Source organism: Rhodococcus sp. WWJCD1 (assembly GCF_002258735.1).
GTDB lineage: Bacteria > Actinomycetota > Actinomycetes > Mycobacteriales > Mycobacteriaceae > Rhodococcoides.
Genome location: NZ_NOXY01000031.1, coordinates 387,452 through 414,287, shown reverse-complemented (window position 1 = coordinate 414,287; position 26,836 = coordinate 387,452). Strand labels below are relative to the sequence as shown.

The following is a 26,836-nucleotide window of genomic DNA, read 5'->3' as shown; positions in this document are numbered from 1 at the left end:
ATGAAGCCTCGGATTCTGGTTGTGGACGACGATTCGGCTCTGGCGGAGATGCTCACCATCGTGTTGCGCGGTGAGGGATTCGAGCCCTTCGTGGTCGGAGACGGCACCCAAGCGTTGGCGGCCGTGCGCGAGAACCGGCCGGATCTGGTGCTGCTGGACCTGATGCTTCCCGGGATGAACGGCATCGACGTCTGCCGCGTGCTGCGGGCCGATTCCGGCGTTCCGATCGTGATGCTGACGGCCAAGACGGACACCGTCGATGTCGTGCTGGGCCTCGAATCCGGTGCGGACGACTACATCATGAAGCCCTTCAAGCCCAAGGAACTGGTCGCACGCGTTCGAGCGCGCCTGCGCAGGACCGAGGACGAACCCGCCGAATTGCTGTCCATCGCAGACATCGTGATCGACGTGCCTGCACACAAGGTCAGCCGCGGCGACGAACTGGTGTCGCTGACACCACTCGAGTTCGATCTGTTGGTGGCGTTGGCCCGCAAGCCACGTCAGGTGTTCACCCGCGAGGTGCTGCTCGAACAGGTGTGGGGCTACCGTCATGCCGCCGACACCCGACTGGTGAACGTGCACGTTCAGCGTCTGCGCGCCAAAGTCGAGAAAGATCCGGAAAACCCTGAGGTGGTGTTGACCGTGAGGGGGGTCGGGTACAAGGCCGGACCGCCGTGATCGGTTTTTCCCACTCTCGGCGACGAATCAACGGCAAATTTTCCCCTTTGCTGCGGTGGTTTCGCTCGCTGAGTACGTCGCTCGGCCATGCCTGGCGACGGTCTTTGCAGCTCCGCGTCGTCGTGTCGACGTTGACGCTGTCTCTGGTGGTCATCCTCATCCTCGGTGTGGTGTTGACCTCTCAGATCACCGATCGTCTACTCGAAGCCAAGTTGTCGGCGGCTACCGAGGAGCTCGACAGATCGCGAACCACCGTCGAGGGCAATCTCGCGGGTGCCGACGATTCGAGCGGGCTCGCGACGCGCCTGGAACGAGCGCGAGCAGCACTGACCAACCAGGACCTGGACGCCGCGTCGACCACCGGATCGGCGGGATCGTTCGATCCGGTGTTGATCGTGGAGGGTGACGCCACCCGGGCCGAGGCGTCGGTCGGGCCGGTCGATCAGATCCCGAACAGCTTGCGCGACTTCGTCAAGAAGGGCCTGATCAGTTCGCAGTACGCGACCGTGACCGACAGTGACGGCGGCTATTCAGGATCGGCTCTCATCATGGGATCGCCCACCGGATCCGACATCTCGGCGCTGCAGCTGTATCTCATCTTCCCGCTCGCCAGCGAAGACCGGACACTGTCGTTGGTACGCGGCACGTTGTTCATCGGGGCAGTGGTGCTGCTGGTACTCCTCGCCGCGATCGCGATGCTCGTCGCACGGCAGGTGGTGCTGCCCATTCGATCCGCGTCGCGCATCGCAGTACGTTTCGCCGACGGCAGGCTCAAGGAGCGCATGCCGGTTCGCGGTGAGGACGACATGGCCAGGCTCGCGATGTCGTTCAACGAGATGGCGGAAAGCCTGTCCAAGCAGATCACCCAGCTCGAGGAATTCGGTAATCTGCAGCGCCGGTTCACCTCCGACGTGAGCCACGAACTGCGGACCCCGCTCACCACGGTGCGGATGGCCGCCGACCTCATTCACGACGCCAGTGACGATCTCGAACCCGCACTCAAGAGATCCTCGGAGCTGCTGGTCAACGAGCTGGATCGCTTCGAGACTCTGCTCGGCGACCTGCTCGAGATCAGTCGACACGATGCAGGTGTGGCCGAACTCGCTGCCGAACAACTCGATCTTCGGATGTGTGCGCGCGCAGCGGTGTCCACCGTTCGGCACCTGGCGCGCGAGACCGGTACCGAAGTGATCGTCGACATGCCCGAGGCCGCGGTCGTCGCCGAGGTGGACCCACGGCGAGTGGAGCGGATTCTGCGGAACCTGCTGGCCAACGCACTCGATCACGGCGAAGGCAAGCCGGTGCTGCTGCGCCTGCGCTCGGATGCCGACGCGGCAGCATTCGTGGTGCGCGACCAGGGAATCGGTCTGCGACCCGGCGAGGAAAAGCTGGTGTTCAATCGGTTCTGGCGCTCGGATCCCTCTCGCGTCCGTCGCTCCGGCGGCACCGGGCTCGGGCTGGCGATCAGCGTCGAGGACGCCCGATTGCACGACGGTAAGCTCGAAGCATGGGGTGCAGTGGGGGAAGGCGCATGCTTTCGACTCACGTTGCCACTCGTGCGCGGGCACAAGGTCATCGGATCTCCGCTGCCCCTCAAGCCCAGCACCAAGAAGTACGCGCAGGGGCAGCCGATTCCGGCGATCACCGCCCCGAAGTCGTCCGCGCAGAAGACGTCGGCACCGGAGTCGGTGACGTGATTCGATCGGCTCGTCGCGGTAGTCGGGTACTGGCGATCTGCGCACTGGCGATCGCGCTCGTCGGTGGGTGTGCCAGCCTGCCCGAGTCCTCCAGCCCTCAGGCAATCGGAACCCTGACGGACGGTGCCGTGCCGACGAGTGCCCCGGCCCCCGAGCCCGGACGCGAACCGGATCGCTTGCTGGACGATTTCTTCGAGGCCAGCGCCGTCTCCGCCAACAGGCATCAGGCCGCTCGGCAATTCCTCACCGAGGAGGCGTCGGGAACCTGGGACGACGGGGCGCGAACCGTCGTCGCGGACCGGATCGACACCCTGTCCGGACCACGTACCGCCGATACCGCGCAGTTCACGATTCGTTCGACGACGGCCGGGATGCTGGCCTCGGGCGGGGAGTATCAGGCAGGTTCGGACACCTTCGACGTTGCGATCGAGATGACGCGGGTGGACGGTCAATGGCGAATCTCCAAGCTTCCGCCCGGTGTCGTCATCGATCGATCCGCATTTCTGAACACCTATCAGCAGCGATCGCTCTATTTCGTGGATCCTCTCGGCGGCGTGCTCGTGCCCGATGTCCGCTGGACGAGCGGATCGCAGGACCAGCTGGCCAATCAACTCGTGCAGCTGCTCATCGACGGTCCCAAGTCGGCTCTGTCGGCGGCAGTGAGCAACGAACTGTCCGACGACGTGAGCATCCGCGGGCCGATCACCAAGGCCGACGGTCAGACCTCTCAGGTGGGGGTGGGGCTCGGCGGCATCAAGATCGACTTCGGCGGCCTACAGAACAAGGGTGACCGCGATCGCGAACTCCTTGCCGCTCAGGTGATCTGGACCCTGGCGTCGGCCGAGGTGGCCGGCCCGTACGTGCTGCTGGCCGACGGTCAACCGATCGATACGACCAAGCCCGACGGGTGGACGACCGCGGGCGTCGACTCGTTCGATCCACTCGGCGGCACCGACGCCACCATCGGGCTGCACGCCCTCGCGTCCGGCGGATTGCTCGAGGTCGACGAGGCGGAGACCACACCCGCCCCCGGGTACTTCGGGCAGGCCCGCAATCTTCGCTCGGTGGCGCTGTCCAACGACGGCACCCTCGTGGCAGGAGTCGCGGACACCGGGCGGCCCGCGCCTGCTCCGTCGAGCACTCTCATGGTGGGCAGCTACGACGGTGGCGCGTTCCCGGTGGCCGAAGGGCAGTCGATCACGCGGCCCACCTGGGGGTCGGACGACAACGCGGCCTGGGCGGTGATCGACGGCACCAATGTCATCCGAGCCGCTCGTGATCCCTCCACCGGTCAGGTCTCCGTGATCCCCGTCGACGCCACCGCCGTCACGACCTTGGGCACCCGAATCACCGAACTGCGGTTGGCCCGCGACGGCGTACGAGCAGCGCTCATCGTCGACGGCGTCGTGTACGTGGCGACGGTGGTGCGTGATCCCTCGGGCGTGTACTCGTTGACCTCACCCCGCGCTGTGGCCATCGGACTCGGCAGTGACGCCACCAGTTTGGACTGGTCCACCGGAGACACCATCGTGATCGCGAGAGTCGCCACGGACACACCGGTGGTGCAGGTGACGGTCGATGGATCCAGGATGGACGCCCTTCCGTCGCGCAACCTGACCACTCCGGTGCTGGCGGTCGATGCGTCGCCGGAAACCGAGTACGTGGCCGACGCACGTGCGGTGTTTGCGCTCAACAACGCCGATCCGGTCGGCGACCGTTACTGGCGCGAGGTCACCGGCCTGGCCGGCGTGAAGGCAGTGCCGATTCTGCCCGGCTGATGTCGCGGAGTCCCGTGTCGGTGGGTGCGGGCAGACTCGACGCTCATGCGAACACTCCTCGATCTGGTGCTCCCGCTCGAGTGCGCCGGTTGTGGAGTGCCGGGGGAGAACTGGTGCCGCGCGTGTCGTGAGGCACTGTTCGTTCCACCCATCCCCGTTCGTCCGCGTGTCGATCCCGGTGTGCCGTGTTGGGCTCTCGGCACGTACAGCGGACCCCGTCGCAGCGCCGTCATCGCCGTGAAGGAGCGGGGTCGCCGGTCGGTGGCTCGGCCACTCGGACGTGCGTTGGCAGAAGCCGTCGGACATCTGCGTGAGGCGGGTGAGATCGATCCCCCGGAGCTCGGCTCGCTGATTCTGGTCTGCGCTCCCTCTCGGGCCCGCGCGGCCCGGGCGCGTGGGGGTGATCCTGTCCTGCGATGCGCGCGGATCGCGGCCGAAGAATTGGCACCGGAGCGAGTTCTCGTGCCCGAGTTGCTGCGAATGTCCGGTGGAGCCAGAGATTCGGTCGGGTTGTCGGCCGGACAACGTCAGCACAACGTGGCGGGTCGGATCGAGGCAGTGGGGGTCCGTCGCCCACGATTCGGCGGAGGTGCGTCGCAGGCGGCGGCGTTCACCGTTCTGTTGATCGACGACGTGGTGACCACCGGTGCCACATTGGCCGAATCGGCAAGAGTGTTAAGCGATTTCGGAGTACCCATCGCCGGCGCACTCGTCGTGGCCAGTGCCTGAGAGCTCCCGAGCAAGACACGCCGACAACCAATTCCCGGTGAACGGTGGCACACGAGTCGATGACCGACTAACGTCGCGGACACGTACCTGACGGGTAGGAGCGAAGCCCCCAGGAACGACCCGAAGAGACAGTGATGCGAGGTGATGCCCCGGACTCTGATGCCGGAAGGTTCCCCATTCGGCATGCACACTTGCCACGTCCAACAGTGGGCGTGGCCGATATCGGGAGGTACGCGTGACGACCCCTTCACAAGCCTCGGTTTTCTTCGACGAGAAGCCTTCGGAAGAACCCGCCAAGAGCAACGCGGACGTTGTGGTCAAGGGCCGCAACGTCGAGATACCGGACCATTTCCGGATATATGTCTCCGAAAAACTGGCTCGCCTCGAGCGCTTCGATCCCTCCATCTACTTGTTCGATGTCGAACTGCAGCACGAACGAAATCGCCGTCAGGCCAAAGCATGTCAACGCGTGGAGATCACCGCGAAGGGCAAGGGTCCGGTTGTTCGAGCCGAAGCGTGCGCCGACAGTTTCTATGCCGCCCTCGAAGCGGTGACGTCGAAACTCGAGAGCAGACTCAGGCGAACCAAGGACCGTCGGAAGGTGCACTACGGAGAGAAACGGCCTGTCTCCGTCGCCGAGGCCACCGCCGAACTCGCCGAGGACGACACGCTGGCACTCGACCCCGATACGAAGCTCGATTCCTTCGAGGACGATCAGAGCGGCCCCGGGCACATCGTGCGTACCAAGATCCACTCGGCCGCTCCCATGAGCGTCGACGATGCACTGTACGAAATGGAGCTCGTCGGCCACGATTTCTTCCTGTTCCACGACAGTGCTACCGACCGACCGTCGGTCGTGTATCGACGGCACGCCTTCGATTACGGCTTGATCAGACTCACCTGACCCGCCCGTTCGCGGCGGCAGAGTTCGTTCGCCGTCCGTGAAATCACTTCACCGCTGCAGGCTCGATGCCGGGGGACATGATCCCCACGTCGGGCCTGCAGTGCTGTGTCGATGCCGTGTCGGTGTTGTCCGGATGGTCAACCCGGGATCTCCTACGACCGACACTCGGTTTGCCGCGCCCGCAGCGGCACCGCCTACCATGGACGCGTTCGGGTCACCCGCCGCGCGGATGCCGTGGTGATGGACCCGTGAGCTCGTACTGTGATGCAGTGTTGTTCGCAACGCAGTGTTGTTCGTGATGCAGTTGTTCGTGTCAGTACCCGTGAACCGAGGATCGAGGACGAGAAAGCCCGTGCCGTCGCTGTCGTTTTCCAAGCTGCTCCGTGTTGGTGAAGGTCGCATGGTCAAGCGCCTCAAGAACATCGCTGACCACGTTTCGACCCTGTCTCCCGACGTCGAGAGCCTTTCCGACGACGAACTGCGCGGCAAGACCGCGGAGTTCAGGGAGAGGTACTCCGCAGGGGAGAGCCTGGACCAGCTGTTGCCCGAGGCCTTCTCGGTTGCTCGTGAGGCGTCGTGGCGCGTTCTCTCGCAGAAGCACTTCGATGTTCAGGTCATGGGCGGTGCCGCTCTGCACTTCGGCAACATCGCCGAGATGAAGACCGGTGAAGGTAAGACACTGACCTGTGTTCTTCCCGCTTACCTCAACGCCATCTCGGGCGACGGTGTGCACGTGGTGACGGTCAACGACTATCTCGCCAAGCGTGACTCGGAGTGGATGGGCCGCGTCCACCGCTTCCTCGGTCTCTCGGTCGACGTGATCCTCTCCGGTATGACGCCGGTGGAACGCCGCGCCGCGTATGCCGCCGACATCACCTACGGCACCAACAACGAGTTCGGGTTCGACTACCTGCGTGACAACATGACGCACTCGCTCGACGACCTCGTGCAGCGTGGGCACAACTTCGCCGTCGTCGACGAGGTCGACTCGATCCTCATCGACGAAGCTCGCACGCCGCTGATCATCTCGGGGCCGGCCGACGCGTCGAGCAAGTGGTACGGAGAGTTCGCCCGCATCGCGCCGATGTTGAAGGTGGACACCCACTACGAGGTCGACATTCGTAAGCGGACCATCGGTGTGCACGAAGCAGGCGTCGAATTGGTCGAGGATCAGCTCGGCATCGACAACCTGTACGAGGCCGCCAACTCGCCGCTGGTGAACTACCTGAACAACGCGATCAAGGCCAAAGAGCTCTACACCAAGGACAAGGACTACATCGTCCGCGACGGCGAGGTCATCATCGTCGACGAGTTCACCGGTCGCATCCTGGTGGGACGCCGCTACAACGAAGGTATGCACCAGGCGATCGAGGCCAAGGAGAAGGTGGAGATCAAGGCCGAGAACCAGACTCTGGCCACGATCACACTGCAGAACTACTTCCGCCTGTACGACAAGCTCTCGGGCATGACCGGTACGGCCGAGACCGAGGCAGCAGAGCTGCATCAGATCTACGGTCTGGGCGTCATTCCGATTCCGACGAACCGTCCGATGGTCCGCGTGGACAACGGAGACCTGATCTACAAGACCGAAGAGGCCAAGTTCGACGCCGTCGTCGACGATGTGGTCGAGCGGCACGAGAAGGGCCAGCCGGTCCTCATCGGTACCACCAGCGTCGAGCGCTCGGAGTACCTGTCGAAGCAGTTCACCAAGCGGGGCGTGGCCCACAACGTGTTGAACGCGAAGTTCCACGAGCAGGAAGCGACCATCATCGCCGAGGCCGGTCGGCAGGGCGCGGTGACTGTGGCGACCAACATGGCCGGTCGCGGTACCGACGTCGTTCTCGGCGGTAACCCGGATATTCTCGCCGACCTGAAGCTCCGGAAGCAGGGCTTGGACCCGGTCGAGACCCCCGAGGAGTACGAGGCCGCGTGGGAGCCTGCTCTGGAAGAGGTCAAGGCACAGGTCAAGGCCGACGCGGATACCGTTCGCGAGGCCGGCGGCCTGTACGTCCTCGGTACCGAGCGGCACGACTCGCGTCGTATCGACAACCAGCTCCGAGGCCGATCGGGCCGTCAGGGTGACCCGGGCGAATCGCGTTTCTACCTCTCGCTCGGCGACGAATTGATGCGCCGATTCAACGGCGGCGCACTCGAGTCGATCATGACCCGGCTCAACCTGCCCGACGATGTACCGATCGAAGCCAAGATGGTGTCCAAGGCCATCAAGAGTGCTCAGACTCAGGTCGAGCAGCAGAACTTCGAGATCCGCAAGAACGTCCTCAAGTACGACGAGGTGATGAACCAGCAGCGCACCGTCATCTACGAGGAGCGGCGGCGCATCCTCGAGGGTGCCGACATGGAGGGTCAGGTCGAGGGGATGATCACCGACGTGATCACCGCTTACGTCGACGGTGCCACCGCTGAGGGGTACGTGGAGGACTGGGATCTCGAGCAGCTGTGGACCGCGCTCAAGACCCTCTACCCGGTAGGCGTGGACCACAAGGTTCTGGCCGGGGAGAACGAGGACGGCGAGAAGGGCGACCTCAGCCGCGACGAACTACGTGAGGCGCTGCTCGAGGACGCGCGGTCCGCTTACGCCAACCGTGAAGCCGAGATCGACGGTATCGCCGGCGAGAACGGGATGCGCGAGCTGGAGCGGCGAGTGCTGCTGTCCGTGCTCGACCGCAAGTGGCGTGAGCACCTCTACGAGATGGATTACCTGAAAGAGGGCATCGGCCTGCGTGCGATGGCGCAGCGCGACCCGCTGGTCGAGTACCAGCGCGAGGGCTACGACATGTTCCAGGGCATGCTCGACGGTCTGAAAGAGGAGTCGGTCGGCTTCTTGTTCAACCTGCAGGTCGAGGCGACGCCGGCTCCGACAGGACCTGCTGCCTCGGCAGGCCTTGCCGTGGCTCCGGGACTGGCCTCGCCGGTGGGCTCGGGCCGCCCGGCACCGACACCCGCAGCAGCACCCGCACCGAAGGCTCCGGCACCCACTGCTCCTACACCCACTGCTCCTGCGCCTGCCACTCCTGCAGTGCCCTCGGCTCTGCGGGCGAAGGGTCTCGACGAGCAGGAAGAGCAGAGATTGACCTTCTCCGGTCCGGCCGAGGGTGGCGGCACCGATGTCCGCCGATCGGGTGCGTCGGCCGGCGGCAGTGACTCCACCGTCGATGGCACTCGCCGTGAGCGTCGCGAAGCGGCGAGGGCGCAGAGCAAGGCCCCCAAGAAGACTGCTCGCTCCAAGCGCAAGAGGTAGGGGATCACGGTCGCCTCACCGCGAGGCGACTCTCACCCCACTCGCAACGACGTGACCGTCCACCCGGGACGGCGTGGATCGACTGCCAATTCGATCCGGCCCGCGAAGGCGAACATTCGCGGGCCGCGGGTGTACGAGCCGAATATCTCCGCGGAGACATCGGACTGATACACGACGTGGACTCGGTGCACGGCGGCGAATCCGAGCCGTCGCCCCGGCGGTGGGTTGCGCACGATGGTTCGTACCAGGTCGATCATCGGTGTGGTGAACAACACCGAGAGTTGATCGGCACTCCGTCGGCGGTCGATCACTTCGATCAGCATGCGCATCGCGCGGTCCGCCGACGACCGCGCGTCGGCGGGTACGACCGGTCGACCGACCGGCTCGGTGCGTCGTCGAGAACGGTTGCTGCGCACCGACGTTCGATGTACCACCGGCCTCGGCTCGGTGGCCGCCACCGGATCCCACGTGTGCACGGTCGTGGACGAGAGCGGCGGCTCGAAGGGAGCGGCACGCGAGAGGAAGCAATGCGGCTCGGCGTGTGGTCGGGGGCTCGTCCCCGGAATGCGCGGGGTGTCCGGCGGTTCGTTCGTTTCCATGACGCTCACACCGACATTGACGGTCCCCGGCGGCGTTCGGTTCCCCGACGAAGCAGGTCGATTCCGCCGATACGAGTCCTCGACCGACCCCACGACCGGCGCTCGTCCGCCACGTACTCTAGGTTCGAGCCACACCGCGCGCCCGACCTACTCGAACGGGTGCGAACTCCACGCAAGGACGGAGACTGGAACACGCGATGGCGACCAGGCTGACAGCGCAGGATGCGTCGTTCTACTTTCTCGAGGCCAGTAGCAGTCCTATGCACCTCGGCTCGCTCGCGATCTTTCGAACCCCTCGTAGCGGGTTCAGTTACGAGCGTCTGCTGTCGTTGGTCGAACAGCGATTGGCGCTGGTTCCCCGGTATCGGCAGAAAGTTCGCGAAGTCGCCTTCGGGCTGGCCAGACCGGTATGGGTCGACGACGCGGATTTCGATATCACCTACCACATCCGGCGCTCGGCGCTTCCGAAGCCGGGTTCGGACGATCAGTTGCACGATCTGATCGCACGGCTGACCTCGCGACCCCTCGACCGCACTCGGCCTTTGTGGGAGATGTACCTGGTCGAGGGACTGTCGAAGAACCGTTTTGCCATCTTCACCAAGTCCCACTCGGCGCTCGTCGACGGCGAGCACGCACTCGACATCGGTCAGGTGATCCTCGACGCGAGCAAGAATCCGCCGCCGGTTGCCGAGGAACTGTGGATGCCCGCTCGCGAGCCCAAGGATTCTGCTCTCGTCATCGACGCGCTGACCGAGTTGGTCGTGCGGCCGGGGGAGAGTATCGAGGCTCTGCGTGGCGCAGTGAACGGCATGGCCGGTGTCGCGGGTGACGCGGTGCGTGCTGCCGGCAAGGTTGCGGCCTTGCTGCGCACCGCGACCCAGAGCGCTCCGTCGAGTCCGCTCAATGCTCCGATTTCGCGAAACCGCAGATTCGCGGTGGCCAAGACCGAGCTGTCGGACTATCGCAAAATCCATAATCGCTTCGGTTGTTCGATCAACGACGTGGTGCTCGCGGTCGTCACCGGCGCGCTGCGAAACTGGTTGCTTTCGCGCGGCGAACCCGTGACCGCGTCGTCGACGGTCCGGGCCATGGTGCCGATGTCGGTGTACGTCTCCGCCGATCGCGTCGGTTTCGGCGATGTGGGCGACAGGCCTGCCGAGCCGGCCGAGGACGATCGCAGCGAGATCTCGTCCTTCCTCGTCGACCTGCCCGTCGGTGAGTCGAATGCGGTGGTTCGGCTCTCGCACATCGCACACGCCACCGAGGCACATGCACATCAGAGCCGGGGGGTCACCGCGCAGACACTGATGCGCATCACCGGATTTGCGCCTGCGAGTCTGCACGCCATGGGCGCGCGGGCAGGCAGCCGACTGTCTCAGCGGGTGTTCAATCTGATCGTGACCAACGCTCCCGGGCCGCAGTTTCCGCTCTACGTCGGCGGCGCACGCATGCTCGAGATGTATCCGGTCTCGCCGTTGTTCGAGAACCAGGCGATGAGTATCGGCTTGACGTCGTACGACGGTTTCGTGTTCTTCGGGCTCAATGCCGATCGAGGTGCCATGCCCGACGTGGACGTGGTGACGGCGTTGCTGCACGAGGCGCTGGAAGAATTGGTCGACGCGAGTAACGAATCGAGAGTGTGAGGTCTTCTGCAATGCGTGTCTACGTTCCAGCGACGCTGGAGTTCTTGAAAGTGTTGTCGGCGGACGGTGAATTCAGCCCGGTCTCGCGGACGGCGTTCGCGGTGACGCCGACTCTGCGTGAGGCATATTCCTCCGGCGACGACGAGGAGCTGGCCGAGGTGGCGATGGGGGAGGCCGCCAGGGCCTCGCTGCGCTTGATCGCAGCGGCCGTCGACGACGAAGCCGACTCCGGCACGGTCGCCGAGGGTGTGGTGTATCGACGAGCGGTGATCGCAGCCGATGTGGACGACCCCACCCTGCGACCCGATCTCGACGATGCCGTCGTTCGGTTGAAAGAGCCCCTGCGGATGGATCAGGTCGCGTCGGTGCACGTCGACCTCGAAGGGGCCGAATCGGCAGTCGCGAAGGCTGCGGCGGCCGTCGATGCTGCCGACATGGGTGACGCCGACGCGGAGTTCGTGCTCGGAGACGCCGAGGATCACACGTTGGCGTGGTACGCCCCGCAGGAGTTGTCGTTTCTCCTCGAACTGCTGTGAGTACGCTGTGATCGTCCCCGCACCGTCGTGGCAAAGGTGACCCTGACCGCGAACCTACGGTAGCGTAACCTCGATGGCCGGATGCGGCTCGGAGTCTCGATCGAGGGGATGGAACACCCGATGGATCTGAAGAAATGGCTGGAAGCTCCTGCGGCCGGCGTCTCGGCACCCAGGCGTCCCAGACTGAACATGGTGCGCGGTGCATTCACCCGCATCACCACTCCCTTGTTGCCGGACGACTACCTTCATCTGGCGAACCCACTGTGGTCGGCGCGTGAGTTGCGAGGCCGCATCGTGCGAGTGGAGCAGGAGACCGCGACCGCGGTGACGCTGGTGATCAGGCCTGGTTGGGGTTTCAATTTCGATTACCAGCCGGGTCAGTACATCGGAATCGGTTTGCACCTCGGCGGACGGTGGCACTGGCGGTCGTACTCGCTGACCTCGCCGCCGAACTGGGAAGACAAGCTGATTTCCATCACGGTCAAGGCGATGCCCGAGGGCTTCCTGTCCTCGCACCTCGTCGGCGGCGTGCCGCAGGGAACAATCGTTCGGCTGGCCGCGCCGAAGGGAAATTTCGCGCTGCCGGTTCCGCCGCCGAACAAGATCCTGTTCGTCACTGCGGGCAGTGGAATCACTCCGATCATCTCGATGCTGCGGGCACTCGATCGACACGGGGACATGCCCGACACGGTGCACATCCACTCGGCTCCCACCGAGGACGAGGTCATGTTCGCCGCCGAGCTCTCCGCGTTGGAGAAATCTCATCCCAACTTCACCTCCCACGTGCAGCTGACGCGGTCCGACGGCAAGTTCGCGCTGGCCTCGCTGGACGAGCTGTACCCCGATTGGCGGACGCGCGACACCTGGGCCTGTGGCCCCGCGGCTCTCCTCGAAGAGATCGAGAAGACCTGGAAGCGCGAGGGCATCGAGGACAGGCTTCACCTCGAGAGGTTCGAGATCTCCCGAGCCGACACTTCCGGTGCCGGCGGCACCGTGACGTTCTCCAAATCCGACAGGAACATTGCTGTCGACGGGGCTACGAGCCTTCTCGAAGCCGGCGAGAGTCTGGGAGTTCAGATGCCGTTCGGCTGCCGGATGGGTATCTGCCAGACGTGTGTGGTCCCGTTGACCGCAGGGCACGTCATCGACCTTCGTTCCGGCAAGGAGCACAGCGAGGGCGATCGTGTGCAAACGTGCATTTCCGCTGCTGCGGGCGACTGCACATTGGAACTGTAGGTCTGTTTTTCGCACACTGCCTTCTCAGGCTGTTCGGTTACGCTTACGTAGGTTGCCCATGCCGAACCACGATATTTCGGGCACTGCACTCAACTGTTGGAGGACCCGGTGGCCATCACCGATATCAAAGAATTCGCGCACCTGAGCGAAGAAGACATGGAAGCATTCGGTCGCGAACTGGATGCGATCCGCCGCGACGTCGAAGACAGCCGCGGCGAGCGCGATGCCGCCTACATTCGCCGAACGATCAGACTGCAGCGACTACTGGAACTCGGTGGGCGCGCGGTGTTGCTCGGTAGCAAGTATCGACCGGCATGGCTTGCCGGGACCGCGATGCTCAGCGTCGCCAAGATCATCGAGAACATGGAACTCGGTCACAACGTCATGCACGGCCAGTGGGACTGGATGAACGATCCGGAGATCCACTCCACCTCGTGGGAGTGGGATCAGACCGGACCGTCTGAGCAGTGGAAACGCGCCCACAACTACTCGCACCACACGTACACCAACATCGTCGGCATGGATGACGACATCGGCTTCGGCATCCTGCGCATGACCCGCGACGAGCCGTGGAAGCCGATCAATCTCATTCAGCCGCTCGCCAACATCGTGCTGGCCACCACCTTCGAGTGGGGCATCGCACTGCACGATTACGACGCTCAGAAGCAGTTGGACGGCGAGGGCGAGAAAGGTCTGTTGAAGTCTCCGGCGAGCCGCGCGTTCGCGCGCAAGATCGCCAAGCAGGTCGGTAAGGATTTCGTCCTGTTTCCCGCACTGTCCGGCCCGGCGTGGAAGTCCACGCTGACCGCCAACGCCACCGCCAATCTGGTCCGGAATCTGTGGGCGTACGCGGTTATCTTCTGTGGCCACTTCCCGGACGGTGCGGAGAAGTTCACGATCGGCCAGTTCGAGACCGAGACGCGCCCAGAGTGGTACCTGCGTCAGATGCTGGGAAGCGCCAACTTCGAGGCCGGTCCCGTCATGGCCTTCATGAGCGGCAACCTCTGCTACCAGATCGAGCACCACATGTTCCCGGACCTTCCGAGCAACCGGTACTCGGAGATCGCGGAGAAGGTGCACGCACTGTGCGAGAAGTACGACTTGCCTTACACCACAGGGTCGCTCGGCAAGCAGTACCTGCTTGCGCTGCGGACCATCCACAAGCTGTCACTGCCCGACTCGTGGTTGCGAGCCACGTCCGACAACGCTCCCGAGACGTCGTCCGAGCGGCGTTGGCGGGTCGGCGATTCGCCCGCAGTTCATGCGCTCCGAATCGATCCGCTCACCGGGCAGCGTCGCGGCCTGCGTTCGGCCATGCAAGAGGCGCGCGTGAGCTTGCGCAACGCCAAGAGGGAAGCCAAGCGTCAGGCCAAGGCTCTTCGCCGTTCGGGCGACCGCGTTTCATTGTGAATCGTCACACAGATTTCCGACCGTAACCTACGGAACCGTAAGTTACGGTACGGTAGGGACGGAATTGCACATAGCGCATACATGCGTGCTGTGTGTTCACGACTGCCAGGAGGTTGTTTGCCATGGCGATTACGGACGTCAAAGAATACGCGCATCTGACCGATGCCGACATCGAAACGTTGGGCCACGAACTCGACGCGATTCGGCGGGACATCGAGGCGTCTCGCGGCGAACGCGACGCCCGGTACGTCAAGAACACGATCCGCTTGCAGCGCTCCCTCGACATCGGCGGTAGGGCCGTGCTGTTCGCCAGCCGCCGTCGTCCGGCGTGGCTGGTCGGCACTGCCATGCTCGGGGTCGCCAAGATCATCGAGAACATGGAACTCGGTCACAACGTCATGCACGGACAGTGGGACTGGATGAACGATCCGGAGATCCACTCCACCTCGTGGGAGTGGGACAACACGGGTCCGTCGGCGCACTGGAAGCAGACGCACAACTACATCCACCACAAGTACACCAACGTGTTGGGTATGGACGACGACGTGGGCTACGGCCTGCTTCGGGTCACCCGCGATCAGCGGTGGAAGCCCTTCAATATCGGCAATCCCGTCTACAACCTGCTGCTGCAGTTGTTCTTCGAGTACGGAGTGGCGCTTCAGCACCTCGAACTGGGCAAGGTGGCCAAGGGCCGAGTCCCGCGAGAGGAATTCGAGCAGAAGCGGCGCGAAGTACTGGAGAAGGTCGGCAAGCAGATCGGCAAGGACTACGTCCTCCATCCGTTGCTCACCGGTCCCGCCTGGAAGAGCACGTTGACGGCGAACATCGTCGCCAACATGATGCGCAACGTGTGGACCAACACCGTCATTTTCTGCGGTCACTTCCCGGACGGTGCGGAGAAGTTCACCAAGTCCGACATGGAAGGCGAGACGCAGGGGCAGTGGTACCTGCGTCAGATGCTCGGCAGCGCGAATTTCAATGCCGGTCCCGTCATGGAGTTCATGAGCGGCAACCTGTGCTATCAGATCGAGCACCACCTGTTCCCCGACCTCCCCAGCAACCGACTGCGGGAGATCAAGGTTCGGGTTCTCGAGCTCGCAGAGAAGTACGACCTGCCGTACACGACCGGTTCGATCGTGCACCAGTACTTCCTGTCGTGGCGCACCATCGCGAAGCTGTCGCTGCCCAACAAGTACTTGAAGGCAACGAGCGACGATGCTCCCGAGACCGCGTCGGAGCGCAAGTGGGCCGATGCTCCCGCCGGCCTGTTCACCGTCGACCCTGAGACCGGCAAGCGTCGCGGTCTGCGCACTGCAATCGCGGAAACCAAGAAGCGCAAGGGAATTCGCAGATTGGTCGGCAAGGCAGCCTGACCGCCGCCGTTTCAGTAGCGAAGCCTGGTAGAGACCCGTGGGTCTCTACCAGGCTTCGTTCGTTCGAACGGCTTCGAGAAGTAGACGAACGGCAGCGACGCGTCGTGCCGCGTCCCCGGTGAGGGAGTCGAGGGCACATTCGGGGTCGGCCGGAGGGCCGAGGTGGGTGCACCCACGCGGGCAGTCTTCGATCGTGTCGGCCAGATCGGAGAACGCGGCGACGACGTTCTCGGGGGAGATGTGCGCGAGTCCGAACGACCGGATACCCGGCGTATCGACCACCCAGCCGCCGCCCGGCAGCGGTAGCGCCACCGACTGCGTCGAGGTGTGACGGCCTTTTCCGACGCCCGAGACCACCCCGGTGGCCCGATAGGCATCGGGCACCAATCTGTTGACAAGAGTGGATTTTCCGACGCCCGAGTGGCCGATGAGGGCGGTCACGTCGTTAGTCAGCATCGCGGTCAGTTCAGTGAGGTCCTCGGACTGACCTGCCAACACCACGGGAACGTCGAGATCGGCGAATGCCGCGGTGAATTCCTCGGGGGCGGCCAGGTCGCTCTTCGTCAGGCACAGCACGGGTTCGAGGCCACCGACGTACGCGGCGACCAGAGCTCGTTCGACGAAACCGGTGCGCGGCGGCGGGTCTGCGAGTGCCGCCACGATGAGCAACCTGTCTGCATTGGCCACCACGACGCGCTCGAACGGGTCGGTGTCGTCCGCGGTGCGCCGCAGGACCGTGCGGCGCTCGGCCACGCGCACGATACGAGCCAGGGTGTCGACCTTGCCCGACAGGTCTCCCACTATGTCGACTTCGTCGCCCACCACGATCGGGGTCCGGCCCAGCTCGCGGGCGCGCATCGTCACGACCGGTCTGGTCGGGTCGCCGCCGAGCACACAGCCCCATCGGCCTCGGTCGACCGAGACGACCATTCCTGCTTCGGCGTCGTTGTGTTCGGGTCGCGTCTTGGTGCGGGGGCGAGAACTCTTACCCGGTCGAATGCGGACGTCGGATTCGTCGTATCGACGGGCGGTCAGGAGCCGACCTCGCTCGATGTGGTGGTGGACAGCATTGCGTCCCAGAGCTTCTCGAAGCCCGGAAGGGTCTTGGCGGTGGTGCCGATGTCGTCGACCTCGACGCCGGGGACACGCAATCCGACGATGGCGCCGGCCGTGGCCATCCGGTGGTCGGCGTAGGCGCGCCAGCTGCCGCCGTGCAGCGGTACCGGATCGATCCTGATGCCGTCGTCGGTTTCCACTGCACGCCCACCGAGCCGGACGATTTCGGTGGTGAGCGCCGCGAGTCGGTCGGTCTCGTGACCGCGCAGGTGGGCGATGCCGCGGAGAATCGACGGTCCCTCGGCGAGGGCTGCGAGCGCCGCGACCGTCGGTGTCAGCTCGCCGACGTCATGGAGATCGAAGTCTATGCCGCGCAACGTATCCGGACCCTCCACCGTCAGGGTGCCCGCAGTCAGGTCGACCCGAGCGCCCATCAGCGCGAGGATCTCGCGGATCGCGTCACCGGGCTGGGTGGTCGACTGTGGCCAATTCGGAACGCGCACTCTGCCTCTCGTGACGGCTGCGGCGGCCAGGAACGGGGTGGCATTGGACAGATCCGGCTCGATGATCCACTCGATCGGTGTGATCGGACCCGGGTACACACGCCAGGTGTTCGCGTCGCCACCGGTTTCGGGAGTGTCCACGCGCACTCCGGCTCGCCTCAGCATCTCCACGGTCATGTCGATGTGCGGCATGGACGGAACGGGCTTACCGATGTGGTGGATCTCGATTCCGTCGTCGAACGACGCCGCCGACAGCATCAGACCGGAGACGAACTGCGAGGATCCCGAGGCGTCGATCTCGACGGTCCCGCCGCGCAGCGAGCCCGTACCGCGCATCGTGAACGGAAGCGCGCCGCCTTCGATCTCGGCACCCACGGCGCGCAGTGCATCGAGGATCGTGTCGAGAGGGCGGATGCGTGCTTGCTCGTCGCCGTCGAACGATACTTCGCCGTCGGCGAGTGCAGCGAGAGGCGGCACGAAGCGCATGACGGTACCTGCCAGCCCGCACTCCACCGATCCGCCGTGCAGCGGTGCCGGAGTGACTCGCAGTGTCGTCCTGTCGTCGTCTGCGGCGGTGATGTCGATCCCCAGAGTCGTCAGAGCGTCGATCATGAGGTCGGTGTCACGGCTGCGGAGGGCACCGACGATCGTCGACGGGCCGGATGCGAGGGCGGCGATGATCAGTGCGCGATTGGTGATGGATTTCGATCCGGGCAGTGTGACTGTCGCATCGACGGGTGCGGCCGCGGCGGGTGCTGTCCAATTGCTCACGCGTCCATCTTCGCTCATTCGCGATCAGCGCGCGGCGATGGGAGCGGTTGTGGCGCGGGTGAGCCGGACGAGGTCGGCCGGGGCGAGTTCGATTTCCAGGCCACGGCGGCCTGCACTGCACAGAATCGTCTCGAACTTCAGAGCGGAGTCGTCGATGGCTGTGGGGAGGGACTTGCGTTGGCCGAGAGGTGAAATTCCACCGAAGACGTAGCCGGAGGAACGTTCGGCGGCAGCCCTGTCGGCCATTGCGATCTTTCTGGTGGCCAGAGCGGTCGCCGCGGACTTGAGCGAGAGCATCGTCGTGACGGGAACGATCGCGACGGCCAGCGACCGGTCCGCCCGTTCGACGATCAGGGTCTTGAAGACTTGTTCCGGTCGAACCCCGAGTCGGTCGACGAGCACCCGAGCCGCCTCCTCGCCGTAGGACTGCGCCTGCGGATCGTGCTCGTAGGAATGCACGGTGTGCGCCACCTTGTGTGCCGTGAGCAGCGCAAGAGCGGGGGTCGACGCAGCCATCCGCTGAACTTTAGTTCCAGCGCGGGAACAGGGCGGTGCCAACCCGTGTTGTGTAACCACAGATACGGATGCAGGCGGAAGGAAAGACGAATGGCAGTGCTGACCGCGGGACGTCCCCTCGTGTTGAAGGGGGTGATCTCTTCGCAGAAGTCGACTTCGGGCGCGGTAGCCTGGGCGGTGGAAGCTATCGAAGGGATCAGCGTGACAGAAGCCAGCAATCCCGTCGCTCCAGTAGACGACGAGAAGGCGATCGCGGAGCAGAGGGCAGCCGAGACCGGTGTGCAGTTGACCGAGCGCTTCGAGCGCGACGCGCTGCCGATGCTCGATCAGCTCTACGGCGCGGCATTGCGGATGACGCGCAACCCCGCCGACGCCGAGGACCTGGTTCAGGAAACGTTCGTGAAGGCCTACTCGGCTTTCCGGTCGTTTCGTGAGGGTACAAATCTGAAGGCCTGGCTGTACCGGATTCTCACCAACACCTACATCAACTCCTACCGCAAGAAGCAGCGTCAGCCCGCTCAGTACCCCACCGACGAGATCAGCGACTGGCAGCTCGCTGCGACCGCCGAGCACACGTCGACAGGCCTGCGCTCCGCCGAGGTGGAGGCGCTGGACGCGTTGCCGGACGACGACATCAAAGCGGCGTTGCAGTCCCTTCCCGAAGAGTTTCGAATGGCCGTCTACTACGCCGATGTCGAGGGCTTTCCGTACAAGGAGATCGCCGAGATCATGGGAACGCCCATCGGAACGGTGATGTCGCGTCTGCATCGCGGACGCAAACAACTCCGAGGACTGCTGGCCGACGTGGCACGCGAGCGTGGATTCAACCGGGACGGCGCAGTCGACCGGCACGAGCAGGAGGTAGTCCAATGACGGGCACCGGCAACACCGACGGAGACGAGCAGTTCGAGCGACTCGACTGCTCGGCAGTCATCGCGGACGTGTGGATCATGCTCGACAACGAGTGCGACGAGGCCAGCCGAACGCGCCTGCAGAAGCACATAGACGAGTGTGGGTCGTGCTTCGAGGCCTACGGAATCGAAGAGAAGGTCAAGCGACTGATCTCGCGCAAGTGCGGAGGTGACCAGGCACCGGCCGGTCTCCGTGAACGGCTGAGTATCGAGATCCGCCGGACCGTGCTCACTCGGCAGGTCGACTCCGAGTAGCCGAAGACGGGTCGAACGACGACTCACCGAACGACGAGGGGCCGAGAAGCATCTGCTTCTCGGCCCCTCGCGGCTTGTGGCAAACCGTCAGCTGTTCGGACGTTTGCCGTGGTTGGCCTTGTTGCCCTTACGAGCACGCTTCTTACGTCCACGCTTTCCCATGATGGGCTCCTCTCGTTTGTTCAGTACAGTCTCCCACGTGTGATTGGCTTACTGTGACGGGCCTGGTCTCCGGTGGGTGTCCAGCGCGGTTCGTGGTGATGTGAGAGAGGGGTTCGCCGATGTCCGAGGACGTTCGCGCGGAGATGGTGTCCACAGTGTTTCAGGTGGTCGTGGCTCGAGGTGACGCGGTCGAGGTGGGTGACACCCTGGTCATCCTGGAGTCGATGAAGATGGAAATTCCGGTGCTGGCCGAGACGGCGGGCACGGTCACGTCCGTGGATGTGGCCGTCGGCGATGTCATTCAACAGGGCGACCTCATCGCCGTCGTGTCCTGAGCCACGGCCGACCGATATCTCGTGTCGACCCTCAGTGACCTGTTGGCCGAGCACACCGACCTCCCGGGCGTTGCGGTCGACCACCTGCAACGTGTTGTGGGGGAGTGGCAGCTGTTGGCCGACCTCTCGTTCGCGGACGTGTTGTTGTGGGTCGGTACCGACGACGTGTCCACCGGAACCGCCGACGTGCTGTGTGTTGCCCAGTGTCGGCCGACCACTGCGCCGACGGTGTTCACACACGACATCGTGGGCACCACGATTTCCGAGTCCGAGCATCCGGATGTGATGGTCGCTCTGCAGCAACGTGAGATCGTCCAGGGCGGCGTCCTGACGCGAAGCGAGAGCATTCCGGTGCGCTGCGGAGAGCACGTGATCGCGGTGCTCACGCGTGACACCAACCCGGCTCAGCTTCGACCGCCCAGTGCGCTCGAGGTGGCCTACCGTGAATGCGCCGACGATCTGTGTCTGATGATCAGCGAAGGAACGTTTCCCACACCGGAGGAGCGCACCGACGTGAACTCGTCTCCCCGAGCAGGCGACGGCTTCATTCGCGTGGACACCGAGGGCCGGGTGGACTACGCGAGCCCCAATGCGCTGTCGGCCTACCACCGGATGGGACTGACGACGGAACTGTCCGGCCGAGATCTCGCGTCGGTCACTCGATCGCTGGTCACCGATCCGTTCGACTCACAAGAGGTTGCGGACCACATTCGGTCGTCCCTCAGCGGCAACGTGGGCCATCGAATGGAGGTCGATGCCCGCGGGGCCACCGTCCTCGTGCGCACCCTCGCGCTTCAGCCCCGTGGGCGGTCGGCAGGTGCTGCGGTGCTCGTCCGTGATGTCACCGAGGTGAAACGACGCGATCGCGCCCTGCTCAGCAAGGACGCGACCATCCGGGAGATCCATCATCGGGTGAAGAACAACCTGCAGACCGTCGCGGCCCTGCTCCGGCTGCAGTCCCGTCGCCTGGAGAACGAGGAAGCACGTACAGCGCTGGCGGAATCGGTCCGTCGGGTGACGTCCATTGCCGTGGTGCACGAAATGTTGTCGATGTCGGTGGACGAGGAGGTCGACCTCGACGAGATCGTCGACCGCTTGGTGCCGATCATGCTCGACATCGCGACGGTGAATCCGCGGGTCCGGGTGGCACGAGAAGGCAAGCTCGGAGTCTTCTCGGCAGAGCGAGCAACACCGCTGGTGATGGTGCTGACCGAATTGGTACAGAACGCGATGGAGCACGGTTTCGACGCCGGATCTGCCGGAGTGGTGAGAATCAGCGCCGATCGCTCCGCGAAATGGTTGGACGTCGTCATCCATGACGATGGGCGCGGGTTACCGAGCGGGTTCTCCCTCGAACGCTCGGACGGTCTCGGACTGCAGATCGTGCGCACTCTGGTCTCGGTCGAGTTGAATGGTTCGCTCGGCCTGCATCCGGCATCGGGTGGCGGAACCGACGCGATGCTGAGAGTCCCTCTGGGGCGTCGCGCACCGCGTGCCTGACGCCTCGTCGGTGAACATTGCGTTACGCAGTCGGTGGCCCGTGGCATGGAAAAGGCCCGGTATCCGCTTGCGCGGGTACCGGGCCCTCCGAGTTGCTGCGTATACGTCCTAGACGGAGCTGCGTGCGCGCGTACGTGCGTTGCGTCGCTTGAGTGCACGGCGCTCGTCTTCACTCATTGCGCCCCATACTCCTGCGTCCTGGCCGGATTCGAGTGCCCAGGACAGGCATTCAGCGGTGACGGGGCACCGAGTACAGACGACTTTGGCATCGGCGATCTGCGCGAGCGCCGGGCCACTGTTTCCCACCGGGAAAAATAGTTCCGGATCTTCATCGCGACAAATTGCCTTGTGGCGCCAGTCCATCCTCTGCTCCTTACCGGGCACCGAAGCGCCGTTTCGTTTCTCTTCTGTTCACGAGTGGGTAACCAATGTTTCCGCACTGTTGCTTGTGAATGCTTTCACGAACTCAGGTGAAGTCAAGGGATACGCGCGTGACCGTGGTCAAGCTCACTCTGTTAGGCTCGCTTTAGCCTTCTGCGCTCCTTTGTACCCCGAGCTGCCGGATTTCGCTCGTCTTTTCGCAGGAAACTGCCCTTCTGACATCCCTGTGCGCGAGGAACGACCGCGTATCACCTGGTCGGAGCGACGACTTCCAACGCATCGGGAGTGGCGAAGAACTCGGCTTCGGTACGTTCGCCCAAGTAGTCCCCATCCATTTGCAACCCCACCGGCTCGGTGGAAGAAATGCGGACACTGGGGAGGTCGTCGATTCGAATCAGCTTGCGCGACTTGGGTTCCGCGCCCTTGGCCAACAACTGTCGCGACACCCGAAGCGTAGGGAACAGGGCAGTCGAACGCATCCCGAACACACCGAGACCCGAATCGAAACCCGTGCCGGGATTGGTGTGCACAGGCCGCTCGTTCAGATAGGTCCACGGACTCGAATTCGACACGAACGCGTAGTGCACCCCGTCGAAGGGATCCTGCCCGGGAACCTCCACCGTCAACCGGGCCGGCCGACGCTTGTGCTTGAAGAATTCCTGCACAGCCGACCGCAGATACCGCGTCGCGGACACCGGCTTGCCGTCCTTGCGACCGGCATCGATCGCCCGGCACACATCGGCATCCAAACCCATACCCGCATTGAACGTGAACCAGCGATTGTCACAGTGGCCCAAGCCGATCGTTCGCCGAGCTCGCGCATCGAGCAGGCCGATCAACTGATTCGTCGCCGCCACCGGATCTGCCGCGATACCGAGTGATCGCGCGAACACGTTTGCACTGCCGCCGGGAACGACGGCGATCGGCGGAATGGCGCCGATCGTCACCGCCTGCATCGACGTCGGCAACGGCACCCCGAGCAAACCGTTGATCACCTCGTTGACCGTCCCGTCACCACCGTGAACGATCACCAGACCCATGCCGTCCTCTCGGGCACTGCGCGCGAGTTCCGACGCATGGTCACGATGAGTCGTCTGCGCAACAGTGACTCGAACACGACTCGACAACGCATGGGCCAGCAGATCCCGAGCCGCAGCCGTCGTAGAAGTCGCATTGGGGTTGACGATCAACAGCGCACGCACGAGATCCAACACTATCGGGGCCGTTCCGCAGGCTCCACTTGCCTGGTTCCTGGGTCGTTCCGCAGGCTCCACTTGCCTGGTTCCTGGGTCGTTCCGCAGGCTCCAGTTGCCCTCTTCCTGGGTCGTTCCGCAGGCTCCACTCCCGGGTTCTAGGCTGGTCGCGTGCCCACCCCAACACCCGAGAACATCGCTCCTCCGGCCACCTTCCGATCCGCCGGGGTCCTCGTCGCAGCACAGGGCGCGGCCTCGTTGATTGCCGCGTTCGTTCTACTCGTTCGGGCGGTCTCCGGCGAAGGAGACAACGCTGTCGCCAATGGCTACGGCACCGCCGGGTGGTTCGGGGTCCTCGGTGTCGGAGTCGGGGCTGCGGGCGTCGCACTCATCCTCGGCAAACGCTGGGGCAGGGCCATTGCCACCGTCGTGCAGCTGCTGCTGCTGCCCGTCGTCTGGTCGCTGTTGACCGGGTCGCACCAGACCGTCTACGGCGTCGTTCTCGGCATCGTGGTGATCGGTGTGCTCGTTCTGCTGTTCAGCCCGCCCTCGTCGCGGTGGATGGCAGCCGAATACAGCGACGTCGACGACGAGCTCGGCTGAACCGAACCGTCACCGCGCCGTCGCGGCCAACTCGGCCAACGCATCCTCGGTCAACCGGTACGTGGTCCACTCGTCCTGCGGCTGCGCACCCAACGATCGGTAGAAGCCGATCGACGGGGTGTTCCAGTCCAGAACCGACCACGTCAACCGCGTGTAGTCGTGGGCGACGCACTCGGCGGCCAACGCGGCGAGCAACCCTCGTCCGAAGCCTCCTCCGCGCGCGGCGGGCTGCACGTAGAGGTCCTCCAGATAGATACCGTTGACGCCGTCCCACGTGGAGAAGTTCAGGAACCAGAGTGCGCACCCCACCACGACCCCCTCCTGCTCGGCGACGTGTGCGAACACCGATGGCTGGGCACCGAACAGCGCACGACGAAGGTGCTCGTCTCGAACGGTGCACAGTGACGACGACTTCTCGTACGCAGCGAGCTCGTGGACCAAACCGGTGATGGCGGGAACATCGGCCTCGGTGGCGCGGCGGATCATCGACTGTCTTCCTTTCGAGCGGACGCTGCGGTCAGAATCGAGGGGTGCACGTTGTGCGCGACGAGCTGGCGGAACGAATGCTCGAACCCGAGTAGCGAATACGCGGCAGGCGAGAGCGCGAACCGCTTGCCCTCGGTGATCGGAGCCTCGGTCCAGCCGGCGATGAGTGCGCGGGAGAAGTGGCCGTGACCGACCAATACGACGTCACGGTCGGTGAGCAGCGGTAGGACGACCGAGAGGACCAGCTCCACCCGCACCGCGATGTCGCCGATCGACTCACCGCCGGGGCACGGATGCGTCCACACGGTCCAGTGCGGAACCGTCTCGTGGATCTGCGTCGACGTGATGCCCTCGTAGTCTCCATAGTCCCACTCCGACAACGCATCCCACGTTCGGTCGACATGAAGGCCTGCCAGGTCGGCGGTTCTACGGGCGCGCTCCCGCGGACTCGAGATCACCAGCGGATCGCGCAACTTCAGCAGCTGCAACAGTGAGCCGGCGTCGACAGCCTGTTGCTCGCCGACGCTCGTGAGAGGGACGTCGGTGCTTCCGGTGTGTTTGCCCGCCAGGGCCCATTCGGTCTCCCCGTGCCGTAGGAGGACAACTCTGCCGGCCTCGACGCCGCCGTGTGTGGTCATGAAGACGATCATGCCTGTAACTGCGATGTGGCCTTTGTCATAGTCACCCCGGATATGTGTCCGAAAATTCCATTGAGCACAGACCTACCGGCCGGTTACTCTCACTTGAATCTTCGCCGTCGTGCGACTCGGCTCCGAGCCCTGCGTGGCCTCGGGACGCCTCGTAGCTTTCGATCACCGATCTGGAGAACCATGACCGACCTGAGCAAGCCCGAGGCGACCGACGCACCGCAGAAGCTCGACGGAGCGCTGTTGAAAATTGCCGGCGTCGTCGTACTCGGCGCGATCATGTCCATCCTCGACGTCACCGTCGTCAGCGTTGCTCTCCGGACATTCACCGACGTGTTCGATACGACGTACGCCAACGCCGCGTGGACGATGACCGGCTACACGCTCGCGCTGGCAACCGTCATACCCCTGACCGGGTGGGCCGCCGATCGTTTCGGAACCAAACGCCTCTACATCACCGCGCTCGTGCTGTTCGTACTCGGTTCGGTGCTGTGCAGCTTCGCCTGGGACATCACCTCGCTCATCGTGTTCCGAGTGTTGCAAGGGCTCGGGGGCGGCATGCTGATGCCGCTGGGCATGACGATCATGACCCGCGCTGCCGGTCCCGAGCGCATCGGCCGAGTGATGGCCGTGCTGGGTGTTCCCATGCTCATCGGCCCCATCGCAGGCCCCATTCTCGGCGGCTGGCTGATCGAGGCAGCAAGCTGGCACTGGATCTTCCTGATCAACCTGCCGATCGGCATCGTTGCGCTTGTTGCCGCTGTGGCCATCTTCCCCAAGGACAACCCGACTCCGTCCGAATCCTTCGACTTCCGCGGCATGCTGATGCTCTCGCCCGGTCTGGCACTGTTTCTCTACGGCGCGTCCTCGGTCGTCGAAACCGAAACCGTCCTTGCCGTGAAGGTGCTGGCTCCGGTTCTCGTCGGCCTGGTACTGATCGTCCTGTTCGTCTTCCACGCGCTCCGTGTGGAGCACCCGCTGATCGACTTGCGACTGTTCAAAAACCGGTCGCTGTCCGTAGCGGTCATCACCACGACGCTGTTCATGGTGGCCTTCATGGGCGCGGGCCTGCTGTTCCCCAGTTACTTCCTGCTGCGCGGCGAATCGACTCTGTCCGCGGGGCTCCTGCTCGCCCCGCAGGGCATCGGCGCGATGATCGCGATGCCGATCGCGGGGGTGATCGCCGACAAGACCGGCCCCGGCAGAATCGTGCTCGTGGGCATGGTGCTCATCACCGCGGGTATGGCGGTGTTCACGCAGGTGGGCACCAGCACGTCCTACACGCTGCTGATCGGTGCCCTGTTCGTGATGGGCCTCGGCCTCGGATCGACGATGATGCCGATCATGACGGCGGCCCTGCAGACACTGACCGACGAAACCGTCGCTCGCGGCTCCACTTTGATGAACATCGTTCAGCAGGCCGCCGGCTCGATCGGTACCGCCTTGATGTCGGTGGTGCTGACAGCTCAGCAGAAGCCCGCGCTGACCGCCACCAATCAGGCCGATGCGTTCGACATCTCGGCCAGAGCCTTCGGTACCACCTTCATGGTTGCCTTGGTTCTCATCGTCGCCACGTTCGTTCCCGCGTTCTTCCTGCCCCGAACCAAGCACGTGAGCGAGGGGGCGGCGGCACCGATCGTCCTGCACTGACGCGCCCGAGAGGTGCCGAACTCTC

At 64.3% G+C, this 26,836-nt stretch carries 26 protein-coding genes; 17 read left to right on the top strand and 9 right to left on the bottom strand.

Annotated features, from left to right (window positions below; genetic code table 11):
* The 6 genes from mtrA to secA all read left to right on the top strand — a co-directional run bounded on the left by mtrA (nt 1) and on the right by secA (nt 9,045).
* Nucleotides 1–678, top strand: coding sequence for an MtrAB system response regulator MtrA (gene mtrA, locus CH286_RS25000; RefSeq protein ID WP_027496508.1), 678 nt, complete (start codon nt 1–3; stop codon nt 676–678).
* Nucleotides 675–2,375, top strand: coding sequence for an MtrAB system histidine kinase MtrB (gene mtrB, locus CH286_RS24995; RefSeq protein WP_094610610.1), 1,701 nt, complete (start codon nt 675–677; stop codon nt 2,373–2,375). Before mtrA ends, mtrB begins: the two co-directional genes overlap by 4 nt.
* A complete protein-coding gene (gene lpqB / locus CH286_RS24990; RefSeq protein ID WP_032403074.1) occupies nt 2,372–4,153 on the top strand; it encodes an MtrAB system accessory lipoprotein LpqB in 1,782 nt (593 codons plus the stop codon). The genes mtrB and lpqB overlap by 4 nt, the downstream gene beginning before the upstream one ends.
* A gap of 45 nt (nt 4,154–4,198) precedes the next feature.
* Nucleotides 4,199–4,882 (top strand): ComF family protein, encoded by a 684-nt coding sequence (locus CH286_RS24985; protein ID WP_094610609.1) that lies wholly within the window; start codon nt 4,199–4,201, stop codon nt 4,880–4,882.
* A 235-nt stretch (nt 4,883–5,117) separates the two neighbouring features.
* Nucleotides 5,118–5,786 (top strand): ribosome hibernation-promoting factor, HPF/YfiA family, encoded by a 669-nt coding sequence (gene hpf, locus CH286_RS24980; RefSeq protein ID WP_032376902.1) that lies wholly within the window; start codon nt 5,118–5,120, stop codon nt 5,784–5,786.
* Between the two features lie 352 nt (nt 5,787–6,138).
* Nucleotides 6,139–9,045: a preprotein translocase subunit SecA gene (gene secA / locus CH286_RS24975; protein ID WP_094610672.1), complete on the top strand. Its 2,907-nt coding sequence runs from the start codon at nt 6,139–6,141 to the stop codon at nt 9,043–9,045.
* 32 nt (nt 9,046–9,077) lie between these two features.
* On the opposite strand, the gene CH286_RS24970 is transcribed toward secA, so the two are convergent.
* Nucleotides 9,078–9,644: an Rv3235 family protein gene (locus CH286_RS24970; RefSeq protein ID WP_141215886.1), complete on the bottom strand. Its 567-nt coding sequence runs from the start codon at nt 9,642–9,644 to the stop codon at nt 9,078–9,080.
* A 197-nt stretch (nt 9,645–9,841) separates the two neighbouring features.
* Here CH286_RS24970 and CH286_RS24965 point away from each other — a divergent pair, with 197 nt between their 5' ends.
* The 5 genes from CH286_RS24965 (at nt 9,842) to CH286_RS24945 (ending at nt 15,842) form a co-directional block, all read left to right on the top strand.
* Complete coding sequence (locus CH286_RS24965; RefSeq protein WP_037155777.1) at nt 9,842–11,287, top strand: WS/DGAT/MGAT family O-acyltransferase; 1,446 nt, start codon at nt 9,842–9,844, stop codon at nt 11,285–11,287.
* 11 nt (nt 11,288–11,298) lie between these two features.
* Nucleotides 11,299–11,823: a DUF6912 family protein gene (locus CH286_RS24960; RefSeq protein WP_032376904.1), complete on the top strand. Its 525-nt coding sequence runs from the start codon at nt 11,299–11,301 to the stop codon at nt 11,821–11,823.
* Nucleotides 11,824–11,943: 120 nt separating this feature from the next.
* Nucleotides 11,944–13,059, top strand: a complete 1,116-nt coding sequence (locus CH286_RS24955) for a ferredoxin reductase (RefSeq protein WP_037156208.1) — start codon at nt 11,944–11,946, stop codon at nt 13,057–13,059.
* A gap of 108 nt (nt 13,060–13,167) precedes the next feature.
* Nucleotides 13,168–14,469 carry a fatty acid desaturase family protein gene (locus tag CH286_RS24950; protein ID WP_094610671.1) on the top strand — a complete coding sequence of 434 codons (1,302 nt, stop codon included), beginning with the start codon at nt 13,168–13,170 and terminating at the stop codon, nt 14,467–14,469.
* A gap of 122 nt (nt 14,470–14,591) precedes the next feature.
* A complete protein-coding gene (locus CH286_RS24945) occupies nt 14,592–15,842 on the top strand; it encodes a fatty acid desaturase family protein (RefSeq protein WP_032403078.1) in 1,251 nt (416 codons plus the stop codon).
* Between the two features lie 45 nt (nt 15,843–15,887).
* Here the strand turns inward: CH286_RS24945 and rsgA are convergent, their stop codons facing one another.
* From rsgA to ybaK, 3 genes are read right to left on the bottom strand one after another with little or no spacing between them, the layout of a single operon-like run.
* Nucleotides 15,888–16,922: a ribosome small subunit-dependent GTPase A gene (gene rsgA / locus CH286_RS24940; protein WP_052077613.1), complete on the bottom strand. Its 1,035-nt coding sequence runs from the start codon at nt 16,920–16,922 to the stop codon at nt 15,888–15,890.
* Entirely contained in the window at nt 16,874–18,190 is a 1,317-nt protein-coding gene (gene aroA, locus CH286_RS24935) for a 3-phosphoshikimate 1-carboxyvinyltransferase (protein ID WP_094610607.1), read from the bottom strand. The genes rsgA and aroA overlap by 49 nt, the downstream gene beginning before the upstream one ends.
* 6 nt (nt 18,191–18,196) lie before the next feature.
* Nucleotides 18,197–18,688 carry a Cys-tRNA(Pro) deacylase gene (gene ybaK, locus CH286_RS24930; protein WP_094610606.1) on the bottom strand — a complete coding sequence of 164 codons (492 nt, stop codon included), beginning with the start codon at nt 18,686–18,688 and terminating at the stop codon, nt 18,197–18,199.
* Between the two features lie 90 nt (nt 18,689–18,778).
* Here ybaK and CH286_RS24925 point away from each other — a divergent pair, with 90 nt between their 5' ends.
* Together CH286_RS24925 and rsrA are read left to right on the top strand one after the other, a co-directional pair.
* Nucleotides 18,779–19,561: a sigma-70 family RNA polymerase sigma factor gene (locus tag CH286_RS24925; RefSeq protein ID WP_094610605.1), complete on the top strand. Its 783-nt coding sequence runs from the start codon at nt 18,779–18,781 to the stop codon at nt 19,559–19,561.
* A complete protein-coding gene (gene rsrA, locus CH286_RS24920; protein ID WP_032376909.1) occupies nt 19,558–19,854 on the top strand; it encodes a mycothiol system anti-sigma-R factor in 297 nt (98 codons plus the stop codon). Before CH286_RS24925 ends, rsrA begins: the two co-directional genes overlap by 4 nt.
* A gap of 87 nt (nt 19,855–19,941) precedes the next feature.
* Here rsrA and CH286_RS28475 read toward each other — a convergent pair whose 3' ends face one another.
* Nucleotides 19,942–20,016 (bottom strand): 50S ribosomal protein bL37, encoded by a 75-nt coding sequence (locus CH286_RS28475; RefSeq protein ID WP_370878772.1) that lies wholly within the window; start codon nt 20,014–20,016, stop codon nt 19,942–19,944.
* Nucleotides 20,017–20,135: 119 nt separating this feature from the next.
* On the opposite strand from CH286_RS28475, the gene CH286_RS24915 reads away from it, so the two are divergent.
* Entirely contained in the window at nt 20,136–20,351 is a 216-nt protein-coding gene (locus CH286_RS24915) for a biotin/lipoyl-binding carrier protein (RefSeq protein ID WP_008717734.1), read from the top strand.
* 21 nt (nt 20,352–20,372) lie between these two features.
* A complete protein-coding gene (locus CH286_RS24910; protein ID WP_032403081.1) occupies nt 20,373–21,851 on the top strand; it encodes a sensor histidine kinase in 1,479 nt (492 codons plus the stop codon).
* 108 nt (nt 21,852–21,959) lie between these two features.
* Here CH286_RS24910 and CH286_RS24905 read toward each other — a convergent pair whose 3' ends face one another.
* On the bottom strand, nt 21,960–22,214 hold the full coding sequence (locus CH286_RS24905; RefSeq protein ID WP_032366305.1) for a WhiB family transcriptional regulator: 255 nt from the start codon (nt 22,212–22,214) through the stop codon (nt 21,960–21,962).
* Between the two features lie 266 nt (nt 22,215–22,480).
* Nucleotides 22,481–23,434, bottom strand: a complete 954-nt coding sequence (locus CH286_RS24900) for a diacylglycerol/lipid kinase family protein (protein WP_094610670.1) — start codon at nt 23,432–23,434, stop codon at nt 22,481–22,483.
* Between the two features lie 162 nt (nt 23,435–23,596).
* Here CH286_RS24900 and CH286_RS24895 point away from each other — a divergent pair, with 162 nt between their 5' ends.
* On the top strand, nt 23,597–24,028 hold the full coding sequence (locus CH286_RS24895; RefSeq protein ID WP_094610604.1) for a hypothetical protein: 432 nt from the start codon (nt 23,597–23,599) through the stop codon (nt 24,026–24,028).
* Nucleotides 24,029–24,037: 9 nt separating this feature from the next.
* Here the strand turns inward: CH286_RS24895 and CH286_RS24890 are convergent, their stop codons facing one another.
* Nucleotides 24,038–24,514, bottom strand: coding sequence for a GNAT family N-acetyltransferase (locus CH286_RS24890; RefSeq protein WP_032403083.1), 477 nt, complete (start codon nt 24,512–24,514; stop codon nt 24,038–24,040).
* On the bottom strand, nt 24,511–25,152 hold the full coding sequence (locus CH286_RS24885) for an acid phosphatase (protein WP_094610669.1): 642 nt from the start codon (nt 25,150–25,152) through the stop codon (nt 24,511–24,513). Before CH286_RS24885 ends, CH286_RS24890 begins: the two co-directional genes overlap by 4 nt.
* Nucleotides 25,153–25,344: 192 nt before the next feature.
* Between CH286_RS24885 and CH286_RS24880 the strand changes: the two genes are divergently transcribed.
* Complete coding sequence (locus CH286_RS24880; RefSeq protein ID WP_052058842.1) at nt 25,345–26,811, top strand: DHA2 family efflux MFS transporter permease subunit; 1,467 nt, start codon at nt 25,345–25,347, stop codon at nt 26,809–26,811.
* Nucleotides 26,812–26,836 lie beyond the last annotated feature (25 nt).

Bases quoted from the DNA above. Each gene is read 5' to 3' on its own strand.
- mtrA (WP_027496508.1), top strand. From the start codon at position 1: ATGAAGCCTCGGATTCTGGTTGTGGACGACGATTCGGCTCTGGCGGAG.
- CH286_RS24985 (WP_094610609.1), top strand. From the start codon at position 4,199: ATGCGAACACTCCTCGATCTGGTGCTCCCGCTCGAGTGCGCCGGTTGT.
- CH286_RS24970 (WP_141215886.1), bottom strand. From the start codon at position 9,644: ATGGAAACGAACGAACCGCCGGACACCCCGCGCATTCCGGGGACGAGC.
- CH286_RS24965 (WP_037155777.1), top strand. From the start codon at position 9,842: ATGGCGACCAGGCTGACAGCGCAGGATGCGTCGTTCTACTTTCTCGAG.
- CH286_RS24960 (WP_032376904.1), top strand. From the start codon at position 11,299: ATGCGTGTCTACGTTCCAGCGACGCTGGAGTTCTTGAAAGTGTTGTCG.
- CH286_RS24955 (WP_037156208.1), top strand. From the start codon at position 11,944: ATGGATCTGAAGAAATGGCTGGAAGCTCCTGCGGCCGGCGTCTCGGCA.
- CH286_RS24945 (WP_032403078.1), top strand. From the start codon at position 14,592: ATGGCGATTACGGACGTCAAAGAATACGCGCATCTGACCGATGCCGAC.
- aroA (WP_094610607.1), bottom strand. From the start codon at position 18,190: ATGAGCGAAGATGGACGCGTGAGCAATTGGACAGCACCCGCCGCGGCC.
- ybaK (WP_094610606.1), bottom strand. From the start codon at position 18,688: ATGGCTGCGTCGACCCCCGCTCTTGCGCTGCTCACGGCACACAAGGTG.
- CH286_RS24925 (WP_094610605.1), top strand. From the start codon at position 18,779: ATGGCAGTGCTGACCGCGGGACGTCCCCTCGTGTTGAAGGGGGTGATC.
- rsrA (WP_032376909.1), top strand. From the start codon at position 19,558: ATGACGGGCACCGGCAACACCGACGGAGACGAGCAGTTCGAGCGACTC.
- CH286_RS24915 (WP_008717734.1), top strand. From the start codon at position 20,136: ATGTCCGAGGACGTTCGCGCGGAGATGGTGTCCACAGTGTTTCAGGTG.
- CH286_RS24905 (WP_032366305.1), bottom strand. From the start codon at position 22,214: ATGGACTGGCGCCACAAGGCAATTTGTCGCGATGAAGATCCGGAACTA.
- CH286_RS24890 (WP_032403083.1), bottom strand. From the start codon at position 24,514: ATGATCCGCCGCGCCACCGAGGCCGATGTTCCCGCCATCACCGGTTTG.
- CH286_RS24885 (WP_094610669.1), bottom strand. From the start codon at position 25,152: ATGACCACACACGGCGGCGTCGAGGCCGGCAGAGTTGTCCTCCTACGG.
- CH286_RS24880 (WP_052058842.1), top strand. From the start codon at position 25,345: ATGACCGACCTGAGCAAGCCCGAGGCGACCGACGCACCGCAGAAGCTC.